The sequence below is a fragment of the Clostridiales bacterium genome (assembly GCA_030016385.1).
In the GTDB taxonomy this organism is placed as follows: Bacteria; Bacillota; Clostridia; order Clostridiales; family Oxobacteraceae; genus JASEJN01.
This window is the reverse complement of the sequence record JASEJN010000074.1, coordinates 1-13,249: the sequence shown is the minus strand read 5'-3', so window position 1 is coordinate 13,249 and position 13,249 is coordinate 1. Positions and strand designations below refer to the sequence as shown.

The 13,249-nt window shown below is 37.2% G+C and carries 12 protein-coding genes; 11 read left to right on the top strand and 1 reads right to left on the bottom strand.

The features are described 5' to 3' along the window. The first annotated feature begins 151 nt into the window (after positions 1 to 151). The 6 genes from QME45_13200 to QME45_13175 all read left to right on the top strand — a co-directional run bounded on the left by QME45_13200 (position 152) and on the right by QME45_13175 (position 5,821). Positions 152 to 1,132 carry a DMT family transporter gene (locus QME45_13200; protein MDI6619602.1) on the top strand — a complete coding sequence of 327 codons (981 nt, stop codon included), beginning with the start codon at positions 152 to 154 and terminating at the stop codon, positions 1,130 to 1,132. Positions 1,133 to 1,188: 56 nt separating this feature from the next. After that, the gene (locus tag QME45_13195; GenBank protein MDI6619601.1) at positions 1,189 to 2,157 is read left to right on the top strand and encodes a small ribosomal subunit Rsm22 family protein; all 969 of its coding nucleotides are present in this window, start codon (positions 1,189 to 1,191) and stop codon (positions 2,155 to 2,157) included. A gap of 112 nt (positions 2,158 to 2,269) precedes the next feature. Beyond that, positions 2,270 to 3,202 (top strand): MBL fold metallo-hydrolase, encoded by a 933-nt coding sequence (locus QME45_13190; GenBank protein ID MDI6619600.1) that lies wholly within the window; start codon positions 2,270 to 2,272, stop codon positions 3,200 to 3,202. Positions 3,203 to 3,260: 58 nt separating this feature from the next. Further along, positions 3,261 to 4,235 carry an ATP-binding cassette domain-containing protein gene (locus tag QME45_13185; GenBank protein ID MDI6619599.1) on the top strand — a complete coding sequence of 325 codons (975 nt, stop codon included), beginning with the start codon at positions 3,261 to 3,263 and terminating at the stop codon, positions 4,233 to 4,235. Beyond that, positions 4,232 to 5,035 (top strand): ABC transporter permease, encoded by an 804-nt coding sequence (locus QME45_13180; protein ID MDI6619598.1) that lies wholly within the window; start codon positions 4,232 to 4,234, stop codon positions 5,033 to 5,035. The genes QME45_13185 and QME45_13180 overlap by 4 nt, the downstream gene beginning before the upstream one ends. A 3-nt stretch (positions 5,036 to 5,038) precedes the next feature. Further along, positions 5,039 to 5,821 (top strand): ABC-2 family transporter protein, encoded by a 783-nt coding sequence (locus tag QME45_13175; GenBank protein ID MDI6619597.1) that lies wholly within the window; start codon positions 5,039 to 5,041, stop codon positions 5,819 to 5,821. A 161-nt stretch (positions 5,822 to 5,982) separates the two neighbouring features. Here the strand turns inward: QME45_13175 and asnB are convergent, their stop codons facing one another. Next, a complete protein-coding gene (gene asnB / locus QME45_13170; GenBank protein ID MDI6619596.1) occupies positions 5,983 to 7,824 on the bottom strand; it encodes an asparagine synthase (glutamine-hydrolyzing) in 1,842 nt (613 codons plus the stop codon). A 284-nt stretch (positions 7,825 to 8,108) separates the two neighbouring features. Between asnB and QME45_13165 the strand changes: the two genes are divergently transcribed. The 5 genes from QME45_13165 to QME45_13145 all read left to right on the top strand — a co-directional run bounded on the left by QME45_13165 (position 8,109) and on the right by QME45_13145 (position 13,021). Then, positions 8,109 to 8,492: a BlaI/MecI/CopY family transcriptional regulator gene (locus tag QME45_13165; protein MDI6619595.1), complete on the top strand. Its 384-nt coding sequence runs from the start codon at positions 8,109 to 8,111 to the stop codon at positions 8,490 to 8,492. 5 nt (positions 8,493 to 8,497) lie between these two features. Then, complete coding sequence (locus QME45_13160) at positions 8,498 to 10,201, top strand: M56 family metallopeptidase (GenBank protein MDI6619594.1); 1,704 nt, start codon at positions 8,498 to 8,500, stop codon at positions 10,199 to 10,201. 331 nt (positions 10,202 to 10,532) lie between these two features. Then, positions 10,533 to 11,870: a GH1 family beta-glucosidase gene (locus QME45_13155; GenBank protein MDI6619593.1), complete on the top strand. Its 1,338-nt coding sequence runs from the start codon at positions 10,533 to 10,535 to the stop codon at positions 11,868 to 11,870. 478 nt (positions 11,871 to 12,348) lie between these two features. Then, a complete protein-coding gene (locus tag QME45_13150; GenBank protein ID MDI6619592.1) occupies positions 12,349 to 12,654 on the top strand; it encodes a DUF2508 family protein in 306 nt (101 codons plus the stop codon). A gap of 94 nt (positions 12,655 to 12,748) precedes the next feature. Beyond that, complete coding sequence (locus QME45_13145) at positions 12,749 to 13,021, top strand: pro-sigmaK processing inhibitor BofA family protein (GenBank protein MDI6619591.1); 273 nt, start codon at positions 12,749 to 12,751, stop codon at positions 13,019 to 13,021. The last annotated feature ends 228 nt before the right edge of the window (positions 13,022 to 13,249 follow it).

Below are 13,249 nucleotides of genomic sequence, written 5' to 3'. Positions count from 1 at the left end.
CGTCGCTCAAAATAACATAATCCTATTTATGCCTGATTTCAAATTGCGAATTGAAGAAAACGGTAAGGATCGCAGTTTCCTTTTATTTTAATTCGCAGTGTAATATAATTGATATTGGTATTTTATTTTTGCTTAAATTGGAGGCATTTGATTGGAATTGAAGAAGTTTTTGCCGTATCTTGCGGGTGTATTTACATCGCTTATTTTTGGATTTTCTTTTTTGTTTACATCGATTGGACTTAAGATGGTCAACCCGATGGATTTAATAGCATATAGGTTTTCGACGGCGGCGCTCATTATGACTATCCTGTGGGCAGTGGGATTCATCAAACTAAGTTACAGGGGGAAAAATTTATCTGGTGTAATATTGCTATCGTTATGTGAACCTGTAATTTATTTTATATGTGAAACTTATGGAATAAAAAATACGACATCGTCTTTATCAGGTTTGATGATAGCGTTGATCCCTGTAGTCGTAACAATATTTGCTTCGATATATTTGAAGGAAAGGACTAATTTTTATCAGATATTATTTATAATATTATCTATAGCAGGAGTCGCAGTCATAGTTTTATTGGACGGATATGAAGGTGGGGTTTCAAGGCCTGTTGGATTTGTATTTTTGCTGGGGGCTGTCATATCGGCGGGATCTTACAGCGTTTTATCAAGAAAATTATCGGAAAGTTTTACGCCATTTGAGATAACATTTGTGATGATGTGGATTGGGGCGATATTTTTTAATGTGGTGGATATAATCCAGAGAATAAACAATAATACCCTTATGGGATACTTAAAAGATATAAACAATTATAATGTGATAATACCGGTCGTGTATTTGGGGGTGCTCTCATCAGTTATGGCCTATATATTACATAATTTTATGCTGGCAAAGCTGCCGGCAAGCCAGGCAGCAGTATTTGCAAACTTAACGACCATAGTCTCGGTTTTTGCCGGTATTTTCATAAATCACGAAAGCTTTTACTGGTTTCATATACTGGGCGGTATAATGATATTGGCAGGTGTATGGGGCACAAACTATTATGGCAGATCCGAAAGGAATATAAAGGAAAGGGTGCGGCATAAATTGAATAAGCCGCAATTTATGCTCAAAAATATAAAAATTAAGGGATAGGTGTTTATTTTTGAATTTGATGCATTCCTTAAGATATGATAAGGAGAATATATTATATGGAGCTTCCGCTCGAATTGCAGATTGCGATAGAAAACGAAGCAGCGTCGGTACCGGTCAAAAAAATTGCTGCTCTGGTTAAGGATCTTTCAGATAGATACCGGATGGGAAGGGCCCTCCCCAACGGGAAGTTTTTAAATTCCACTGATTATGCCATAGCATATGCGGTATACAGGCTTCCCGGAACATATGCAGCCATATATTCGGTACTGACAAAAGTAAAAAGCCTGCTTCCAGCGTATAATCCCGGGACATTTCTTGATATAGGTGCAGGTCCCGGTACAGCAATGTGGGGAACTGCTTTGATATGGCCACATCTTGAGGAGCTTACGCTTCTTGAACGCGAAGAGTGCATGATAAACATCGGAAAGAGGCTTGCATCGCATTCCGATTTAAATCTGCTGCGGGAGGCAAAATGGATAAAAGCCGATATTTTACATGCGAAAAATATACAGCAGTACGATCTTGTTGTCGCATCATATGTACTTGGAGAATTGCCGATTAAAAATAATGATGAATTCATAAACAAATGCTGGAATAGCACAAGAGATATGCTTGTCATAATCGAGCCCGGTACGCCTGAGGGATTTTCAAGGATAAATAGGGCAAGAGATTTGTTGTTAAAATCAGGGGCAAAAATGATTGCGCCATGCCCCCATAATAAAATCTGCCCGATAGATGATAGCGATTGGTGCCACTTTTGCCAGAGGATTTCACGTTCCCGCCTGCATAGGTTTGTCAAGGGGGGAGAACTCGCATATGAGGATGAGAAGTTCTCTTTTGTGTGTATGGCAAGAAACAGGACAGTTGACAACAGGGGCATAATATTGCGGCACCCTCAGATACGAAAGGGGTACATGAGTTTTAAAATATGCACTCCTGAAGGGTTAAAAAATGTCACGGTAACAAGAAAGGACCGCAACCTTTACAGAAAAGCCCGGAATTTAAATTGGGGTTCATTTATTTAAGTGGCGGCATACTCCAAAGCCAATAATTTTGGCGTATCCATTTATGGCGATCATGTTAAAATTGATATGCTATAATGTAGATATTCTAAACAAGTTAAAAGGGGTATATATCATGGAACTTGCCAAAGTTAACGGGAATACTTATTTTATCAATACAGCTACAAATGTGGGAGTCTATGCATTTAAAGATAAATACTGCCTTTTAGTTGATACAGGCATCAATAACAGCCAATCGAAGAAGATCGATGATGTTTTAAAAGGAAATAACCTGCGCGTAAAATATATTATAAATACCCACAGCCATATGGATCACTGTGGAGGGAATCTTTATTTTCAGAATAATTATCCTGGATCTATCGTTTATTCTTCAAAGGGTGAAAAAATATATATAGAAAATCCGGAACTAAAAGAAACTATATTATTCTCGTCAAAGCCCATAAAAGATTTAGATGCAGTAAATAAAAGTTTTATTGTCGATTATATTTTAGATGATGGGGTAAATAAGATCGATAACGAGAAATTTGAGATAATACCCCTTAAGGGCCATTCTGTAGACCAGATAGGCATAATTACAGGTGACAGGGTATGCTTCCTAGGCGATGGCATATTCAGCGAGAGCATAATGAACAAATATTCCCTTCCATATTTATTTGATATTGGAGAGAGTATAAAAACACTGGAATTCATTAAAAATATCGATGCGGATTATTTTATACCGGGTCATGCCGAAAGAGTCCTGAATAAAGAAGAGACAATAGCCCTGGCGGATAAGAACATGGAAAACATTGCTGAATCCAGCAAACAGATAGTGGAACTATTGGAGCAGCCATTGACGAGGGAAGAGTTGCTGGAAAATTTAATAATAATAAATGACCTTCCGTTAAGGTTTAGGCAGTACTTCATATATTTTTCATCAATATCGGCTTTTTTAACATACCTTAGAGGAAAGGACATTATTGAGTCGTCCCTGGAAAACGGCAAACTGTATTTTTACAGGAATCCTGCAAAGCAACTGGAGCAAGCAGAACTTGGATTTGGCCGATGAGGTGCTCATAAAAAGTAAGTTCAACTTAAATATTACAGAATAAAAATGGGGTGAAGTGGTGATCGAGTTAAGGGGGATATCCAAAACTTTTAAGGTTGCCCGGAGAAACCCGGGGCTAAAGAAAGCCGTAAAGTCGCTTTTTAAGCGTCAATACAGCATAATACATGCTCTCGATGATGTATCGTTTACTATAGAAGATGGAGAGATGGTCGGTTATATAGGGCCGAACGGAGCTGGAAAAAGCACGACAATCAAGATTATGAGCGGTATACTATATCCTGATAAGGGCGAATGCATTATCAACGGCAGAGTTCCATGGAAAGACCGGATCAATCATGTAAGGGAGATCGGTGTAGTATTCGGGCAGCGCTCCCAACTGTGGTGGGATGTACCTGTTGCAGATTCATTTGAACTTATCAGAGATATATATAACATACCTGAAAATAAGTACAGGAGAAACGTTAAGAAACTTGTAGAACTCCTCGATATAGGAGACATAATCAAGATGCCGACGCGTCAGCTAAGCCTTGGTCAGCGTATGAGATGCGAAATAGCCGCATCGCTTTTGCACAGCCCGAAAATATTGTTTTTAGATGAACCTACTATCGGTCTTGATGCGGTTTCAAAGATTGCTGTAAGAGAATTTATCAAAGATATAAATAAAGAAAACAAAACCACGGTCATTCTCACGACTCACGATACACAGGATATAGAAGCATTGACCAAAAGGATTATACTTATAGGCAAGGGACGGGTACTGCTTGACGGCAATATAGATGATTTGAAATTGAGATTCAATCGTATTAAAACAATAACTATTGATTATGCAGGCGATTTAAACCAATTGCCTGAGGGAATGGCATACGTCGAGAAATATGAGGGACATGCTGTAATCCATATCGATACTGTAGAGATATCAGTATCATCGGCTATATCATATCTTGCGGAAAAAGTAGATATTACGGACTTTACAGTGGATACGGCGACTATGGACGACATTGTAGTCAGGCTCTATAAGGAGTATAGATTATGAAGGCGTACATATCTTTTTTCAGGATAAGGTTTATAAACGGACTGCAATATAGAACGGCAGCATATGCCGGAATAGCGACGCAATTTGCATGGGGCTTCATGTTTATAATGCTATATCAGGCTTTTTATAAAAGCAATCCCGGAATCGTCCCGATGCCGTTTGACCAGCTTTCAAGCTATATATGGCTTCAGCAAGCTTTTCTGGCCCTTTATATGACGTGGTTTGTGGATAACGATATTTTTAATTTGATAACGAGCGGCAATGTTTCATATGAACTGTGCAGACCACTTGACATATATAATATGTGGTTTACAAAGAGTTGCGCATACAGGCTTTCAAGAGCTGCGCTTAGATGCTTTCCCATACTTATCGCCGCGTTTGTTTTACCGGAACCATATAAACTCGGCATGCCATATTCCTGGATTTTTGCAATTCTGTTTATTGTATCGATGGCATTGGCGCTGATTGTAGTCGTAGCTTATTGTATGCTTGTCTATATATTTACCTTTTATACTATTTCACCTGTGGGTGCCCGCATCACGCTGGTTATGATAGCGGACTTTCTTTCGGGCGGATTGATACCTCTGCCATTATTGCCCGATTGGTTAACAAAGTACATAGATTTTTCACCTTTTGCAGCTATGCAAAATGTACCATTTCGCATCTACAGCGGCAATATTCCGGCGGATAAGGCGGCTTTGGCCGTCTTATTACAGGCAGCGTGGGCTGTAATTCTCGTGGCCATTGGCAAAATATTGATGTCAAGAGCTTTAAAAAATGTGGTTGTACAGGGAGGATAGAAATTGAAGCTTTATTTTAAATATTTTTCGATTCATTTGCGTTCGGTTATGCAATATAAGACTTCATTTTTTCTTACTTCGATTGGGACGGGACTGACGACATTTTTTTCTTTTCTGAGTATGTACTTTCTTTTCGACAGATTCGGGAGTATAAAGGGTTATACATTCAATGAAGTATTGCTGTGCTTCAGTACCATTTTCATGTCATTTGCGATAGCAGAATGTTTTGGAAGAGGATTCGATACATTTTCAGGGATAATATCAAATGGCGAATTTGACAGGATTATGGTAAGACCAAGGAATGAAATCCTTCAGATTGTAGGTTCGCGAATCGAATTTACAAGGATAGGGCGGCTAATCCAGGCATTTATTGTGCTCATATATGCGATATCATCAAGCAGGGTATATTGGAGCATTGATAAGGTAGTGACACTGCTATTGATGATCGTAGGAGGAATCTGCCTGTTTTTCGGATTGTTCATGATATATGCGGCCATATGCTTTTTCACCCTGGAAGGGCTTGAATTCATGAACATATTCACCGATGGCGGCAGAGAACTTGCACAATATCCTCTGGATATATATAAAGATTGGGTGATTAAGTTTTTTACATTTGTTGTGCCAATTGCATTTATAAATTATTATCCGTTTTTATATATAATCGGCAAAAATAAAGGTTATGGTCTATTTTATATGCTTTCCCCCGTTATTTCTATGCTTTTTTTGATACCAAGTTATATTTTATGGCGTATTGGGGTCAGGCATTATAAATCAACGGGTTCATAGAAGTTATTTTATTCATAATGTAAGCTTATGTTTTTTGAATACTATAATTTGTTGCTCAAAAAACATAAGCTTACAGATTTTTCAGATTGTGGGTTTGGCGATTGAAATAAATATTCTTAAGATTTACATATACCGCCATCGCGAGCGTTTTCACGGCAGAATCATTCTATTTTTACTTTATATTCCCTCATCCATGTATCTACCTCTATAAGGTATGCTATAAGCTGAGGCCCTCTCATAAGCTGGCCAAACCATGGCTTTTTAAAGGATCGGCCGCCGCTTTCGATTATATCTTTAAATTTTTCTATATTTATGACCTGCAAAATAGGCGATCTTTTATCATTTAAAATATCACGTGCCCATTTTTGCACGCCCTCGGTATATGCAGGCACATGGGTTTTGGGGTAGGGGCTTTTTTTCCTGAGGACTATTTCTTCCGGAAGAAGGCCTTTTAATGATTCTCTTAAAAGTCCCTTTTCCCTGCCATATAGGAGTTTTATGGATGCGGGTATATTGTATGCATATTCCACAATCCTGTAGTCCGCATATGGTACCCTTACTTCCAAGCTGTTTGACATGCTCATCCTGTCTTTTCTGTTTAAGAGCGTTATCATAAACCACTTCAGATTAAGGTAAAAGACTTCCTTCATGCGCCTTTCATACTCGGATTCTCCGTCAATATGATCCACTTCATTAATTGTTTCATCATATTTATCCTTTACATAGGATTCTAACGGAAGGTTTCTAAATTCAGGGGACAAAAGTTCTCTTCTTTCCTTAATGGCATTTGACCATGGGAATGTACCGGAATATATATCTTCCTTTTTTCTGTACCATGGATATCCCCCAAATATTTCATCTGCGCACTCTCCCGACAGCGCGACTGTTTCTTTTTTCCTTATCTCCCTGCAGAAAAGGTATAGGGATGAATCTATATCCGCCATACCGGGAAGGTCATATGCGATTACGGCATCTTTAAGCGCTGAGATAAGCTCCGGCGTTTTGATTATCACATTATGATGATCGCTGTTGATATGCTTTGCCATCTTATATGCATAATCCGAATCGGTATTGGGCTGGTATTCGTCAGGCTTAAAATATATGTCGTTGAACTGATAGTCTATAGAATACGTATCGAGGGGGCCCTTATTCTGCTTCTTAAATGTGTTTGCTGCTATTTGCGATATTGCGCTTGAATCCAGTCCTCCTGAAAGAAATGTGCAGACGGGTACATCAGCTGTAAGCTGCCTTTCGATTGCATCGATTATAAGGCTTCTTAATTTCTCTATGGTAAAATCAAGTTTTTCATCATAAGGTTTGCTTTCTAATTTCCAGTATTCGTTGAGTTTGATGCCTGATCTTTCAAATGTAAGATAAAAGCCGGGCTTTATCTCTTTTATATACTTAAACACGCCGGATCCCGGGGATCTTGCAGGTCCGAGCCCGAATACCTCCATAAGCCCTTCGCCGTCTATAACCGGCTCTACGTCAGGATGCGCAAGCAGCGTCTTTATTTCCGATCCGAAAATCAAATCACCATTTATGAATGAATAAAAGAGGGGTTTAACGCCGAGAGGATCCCTTGCTAAAAATAACATTTGTTTTGTATCATCCCATATGCCGAATGCAAATATGCCATTGAACTTTTTTACACACTCTGTCCCCCATTCGATATATGATGTCAAAAGGACTTCCGTATCCGAATAAGAATCAAAACAGTATCCTTTTTTCAGCAGTTCATGCCTTAACTCTTCAGTGTTATATAGTTCTCCATTGTATACTAATGTATATGAGCTTTTACCCTTTACTTTTGTCATAGGCTGCCTGCCGCCTGACGGATCTACGACTATGAGCCTTCTGTGCCCGAACAGGCAGCGAGGTGATAAGAATGTTCCCGCATCATCAGGTCCTCTTTTTTTTAATGTATCCGTCATAGCCTCTATTATTTTAAAATTATTTTTTATATTTTCTTTAAAACTGACCCATCCTGTAATGCCGCACATAATAAGCATCTCCCGTTTATAACGATATATGAAGTCTATTTCTTTTACATAATAATATTTTATGAAGTTCAAAAGAATATGTGCTAACGGTATCTGCGGGTCCCTTGTTCATAATATTTTTCAGAAATAAACACGATAACACTTTACATTTAGAGATTACAAATGTAATATATAATTACAAGAATATATTATCAGGCTCTCTGTTAAGAAAGGCATACCTTTTAACAGAGCTATAGCATATTTTTAACCACATTATGGAATAGATCAAAGGAGAATAAATAAAGATGAATGAATTACCTCAAATATCGGATGCAGAATGGCAGGTTATGAAAGTTTTATGGAAAAGGCCGCGTCTTACAGCGTCTGAAATAATCAAAGAATTGAAAAAGAGCACAAAATGGAGCCCTAAGACCATTCATACCCTTATAAACAGGTTGGTGAAAAAAGGGGCGGTCAGAGCTTTAAAGGGTTCGGCATTTTATGAATACTATCCGTTGGTTGCCGAAGACGAATGTGTAAAGAAAGAAACGAATACGTTTTTAAAGAAAGTTTACGGCGGTTCACTGCGCATGTTAATTGCAAATTTTATAAAGGATGATAAGCTTTCGCAGGATGAAATCAATGAACTTAAAGGAATCCTTGATGAAAAAACAAAAAATAGCAGGTGATGTATATGATTTTTGTGGCAGTATTCAGGGAAGTGCTTTCGCTTTCACTGATGGGAAGCATTATTGCAGCATTGATTATTGTAGTAAAGGCAATATTCAGACAAAAGTTCAGGGCAAAATGGCATTATCTCATATGGTTTATTTTGATTATAAGGCTTATGGTGCCATATTTTCCTGAAAGCAACTTCAGCATATATAATTTATTAAAGCCTGCATCCTATGATGTCGGGACATATATAAACAGGGATTCGAATCCTGAAAATATCGATGTTGTTCCGGATAATATACGAAGTTCATATAATATGTCTTCTCATGATGACGGCATAGAAAATAAAAGTGCTGAAAACCTTTATATATATGACATTTTAAGTATTGTCTGGATCATTGGAGTTTTGATATTTTTAATATGGACAATAAGCGTTTATATGAGGTTCACTAAAAGCACCAAAGCAAATATAATGCTTGAAGATCAACAGAATAATGAAATACTGAATGATTGTAAAAAATATATGGGGATCGATGCCAATATACCTGTTATTTTTTCGGATGATGTCATGACACCATCGATTACGGGCATTTTCAAACCCAGAATACTGATACCATATGGACTGCTTGATAAATTGTCCGCCAATGATATAAAATATGTATTCATTCATGAACTGTCACATTACAGGCGAATGGATATATTGATAAACTGGCTGATATTGGTTTTGCAGGCTATAAACTGGTTTAATCCTGTCATCTGGTATGCTTTTCACAAGATGAGGCAGGATTCGGAAATCGCCTGTGATGAATACGTTTTAGATCATATAAGGGGAAACGAATGGAAAAAATATGGAGAAACCATAATAAAGCTTGCCCAAATGGCAGGAAATAGAGGTTTAATACCAGGCACAGCCGGGATTGCAAGCAAATCCGAAATCAAAAGGAGAATAATTATGATATCGATGTTTAAAAATAAGTCTGTTTTATGGTCAATACTTGCGATAATACTCGCGTTAGTGATCGGGTATGTAGGCTTGACCAATGCAAAAAAAGTCATTGATAGTAAAAAGAACGAGCAGCAGATTGAGAACCAGAATCAGTATGATAATAGCACGGATAAAAACGGTGAAAACCAGTCGGAAATAGATATAAACAGCGGAACTTCCCAGAATGATGAAAATACGGCTAATAATAAAGACGCGGATAACAATCAGCAAATTTCAAATGACAGCAAAAAAACCGTTGTTGATACTCAAAAACAGTTAATAGATACTATTGTTAAACTGGCAAAGGATGGAAAGATTATAAACAGCGACGCCATTGCAGGCAAGACTGTAATCGAAGATATGATGAAAAAGTTAGGGAAACCTGACAGCCAGGATTATGTTGGATCAGCTAAGGGGACTTATGTCACATATGAAAAGAAAGGTGTGGTATTTGGGTTTAATAAGGGTTCACAGATATTTGAATCGAGATCATATGACAGCAGACTTAAGACATTAACATTAAAAAAGGTGGAAGGCGTTCTTGGAAAGCCGGCATATGACCAGATTTACAATAAAGAGCATATAATAGGATACGTCATGAATTCCAAATATAAGCTTAAATTCATATTTCCACAGGAAACAAAAAATAATCCGGATCCCCGAGTAGATCATGTCAATGTATTTTATCCTCAGGGAACTGTTAACAACATGTCAGAAGATCCGGGAAGAAAGTGGTAAACTGATTCCCGTAAAAAGATGAAATGGAGTACTCCATTTCATCTTTTTATGAGGCTGACCCCGGAGAGCAAAAGTATGGTTCCGATTATCATTTATTAATTAATTCTAACAATTTAGCACAAATATGGCAAGTCTATCTTTACTGAAACTTTGATTCTGTCCTGAACAAGTTTACAGACTCTTAAGACTGTGAGCTTAGCGATTGAAATAATATTCTTCAAATATAAAATATGTACCCTGACCGAGGTACTGGTAAAATATTCTTTATTGTCAAATAAATATATGGTATTATTTTATTGGTTAGACAAATTTATTATATGGAGGGGAAATAATGGTAAAGTTTGATAAAGATTTTCTCTTTGGAACCGCCACAGCATCATATCAGGTGGAAGGAGCATATAATGAAGATGGAAGAGGCATGTCCATCTGGGATACATTTTGCAGAAAGGAAGGCAAGGTTTTAAACGGAGCTACGGGTGACGTTGCCTGCGACCACTATCACAGATATAAGCAAGATGTTTCAATGATGAAAGACATAGGTGTAAATGCGTACAGATTTTCTATCGCATGGCCGAGGATATTCCCCCAAAAAGGAGAGTTTAATCAAAAGGGACTGGATTTTTATAAAAGGCTTGTAGATGAACTATTGAATAATGGCATAAAACCATGTGCTACAATTTATCACTGGGATCTTCCGCAGTGGCTTGATGATATTGGAGGGTGGCTTAACAGGGATGTTGTAAATTGGTACGGAGAATATGCAGAAAAGCTGTTTTCTGAGCTCGGGTCATATATCGATATGTGGATAACCCTTAATGAGCCGTGGTGTTCTTCATTTCTCGGATATTATACAGGAGCTCATGCACCGGGCCATAAGGATTTTAAAGAGGCTTTAACTGCAGCCCATCACCTTTTATTATCCCATGGAACTGCCATAGATGCATTTAGAGAATTAAACATAAATGATTCAAAAATTGGGATTACCTTGAATCTTACGCCTGTATATCCAAAGACTGACAGCAAAGATGATAAAGAGGCTGCTGTTCTAGCTGATGGATGTTCAAACAGATGGTTCCTTGATCCTGTTTTTAAAGGCGCTTATCCGAAGGATATAGAAAAGCTTATCGGTGATATTTTCGGAGAGCTTGATTTCGTAAGAAATGGCGACCTTAAAACTATCTCTCAGCAAGTTGATTTTCTGGGCATCAATTATTATTCAAGAGCAATAGTTGAAAAGGGTAATGATGGGATGTTTAATGTTAAGTTCTCGGAAGGACCTGGCAAAAAGACGGATATGGGTTGGGAGATAAGCCCCGAGTCGCTGTATCTGCTCCTGACAAGGCTCAAAAATGAATATACAGGTAAGCTTCCTTTGTATATAACAGAAAACGGTGCTGCATTTAAGGATAAGGTTTCCACTGATAGTCACGTGCATGACCCTGAAAGAGTAGAATATCTTAAGGAACATCTGCATAATGCGGGTCGATTTATTGAAGAGGGGGGAAACCTTAAAGGTTATTTCCTGTGGTCGCTTATGGATAATTTCGAATGGGCCTATGGGTATTCAAAACGCTTTGGCATTGTTTATGTAGATTATAAAACACAGAAAAGGATTTTAAAAGACAGTGCCCTATGGTATAAAAAATTGATTAGCGAAAGGACATTATAAAATCTATATTAGGTTAGGGCTTTGCTTTCAAAAGATCCATATCGTATACCGAAATACAGTGGTATCTATAATAAAAATGTGTAAATTTAATATTTGCGTAAAACGAGAAGTATAAAAATGTAAAATTAGGATATAAACATAATATAACAATTTAGCAAAATAAGGTTGATGGTTAAATGGAAGCGATGTGCATAATATATGCTATATGCTAAATAAATTATATTTTTATACTCCTTGTTTTTTTATGTAAATCATAGTTTATTTTGTATCTTTAATAGCATATATATAAAATAAAGCTTCCGATAGTTGCTGGCAGATAATATTAAAACTTTAATTTGTAATGTGTATTTTCTGCATAATTAAATCATATTGTTGCCAGCAAGGGAACAAGCCTTATAATTTACAATCGGCTTAACTAAAAGCCCACGATTTCAATTTTGATCGTTGGGAGCATTTAGAACTATTTGGAGGTATATGTATGGACAATTTATCCTTGGGATTGCCTGAAAGCAAAGGCTTGAGCGGATTACTAAAATCATTATTTGCAAAGAGAGATGCAAATTATGGTTTATCGAAGACAGATGAACCTGAAAGAATAGTGGAGGCTGTAAAAGAAGCGAATCAAGATCTGGAGGCTATAGAGAAGCTGTTTGATAATGCAAATGATCCTGATCTTATAGAGTATGCAATTTATGAGCAATATGCGATAAAATTAAGAATTTCTTATCTTATGAAATTAGCAAAGGAAAGAAATATAAAGTATATAAACTTTACATCACTTTAATACGCAATTTTATCATAATAACAAAAAAAGGATATATATTAATAGTAGGTATTTTATATGGATACCTACTTTATTTTGCTCCGGAGGTGATAAATTGATATTCGGAGTTAGCTTTCAGACAATAACCGCTTATATTTTCGGCTTCATTATCATTGTTTTCATATTTGCAGTATTTGCAAATCCGTTAAAAAAACTACTGAAAATTTGCATGGCATGTATCGCGGGTACTGTCGGGCTCATTATTTTCAATCTCGTCGGGCATTACATAGGAATTACAATCGGGATAAATCCCGGCTCTATTCTTACAGTCGGAATACTTGGAATACCAGGTTTCCTGCTGCTGCTGTTCTTAAGATTGTATATGTGATTCAGGCAAAGATGTATCAGAATCAGTGGCATATTCAGTCATACAGTTTTACTAAGGGATATGCCACTTTTTATTGCTGCGATTTTTCAAAGCAGGGGAAATGGTATATAATGCTAATGTTGCTTGTTCACGGGACAAGATCATAGGAGCGAAGAGTTGTAGAAAAAGAAGAAAAAAGCGAAAAAAGAGTTGACGAAAAGAAATTAAGGTGCTAATATAATAAATGCC

Coding starts and splice junctions, on each gene's coding strand:
- QME45_13150 (MDI6619592.1), top strand. CDS start 12,349: ATGGACAATTTATCCTTGGGATTGCCTGAAAGCAAAGGCTTGAGCGGA.
- asnB (MDI6619596.1), bottom strand. CDS start 7,824: ATGTGCGGCATTACAGGATGGGTCAGTTTTAAAGAAAATATAAAAAAT.
- QME45_13190 (MDI6619600.1), top strand. CDS start 2,270: ATGGAACTTGCCAAAGTTAACGGGAATACTTATTTTATCAATACAGCT.
- QME45_13180 (MDI6619598.1), top strand. CDS start 4,232: ATGAAGGCGTACATATCTTTTTTCAGGATAAGGTTTATAAACGGACTG.
- QME45_13165 (MDI6619595.1), top strand. CDS start 8,109: ATGAATGAATTACCTCAAATATCGGATGCAGAATGGCAGGTTATGAAA.
- QME45_13160 (MDI6619594.1), top strand. CDS start 8,498: ATGATTTTTGTGGCAGTATTCAGGGAAGTGCTTTCGCTTTCACTGATG.
- QME45_13155 (MDI6619593.1), top strand. CDS start 10,533: ATGGTAAAGTTTGATAAAGATTTTCTCTTTGGAACCGCCACAGCATCA.
- QME45_13195 (MDI6619601.1), top strand. CDS start 1,189: ATGGAGCTTCCGCTCGAATTGCAGATTGCGATAGAAAACGAAGCAGCG.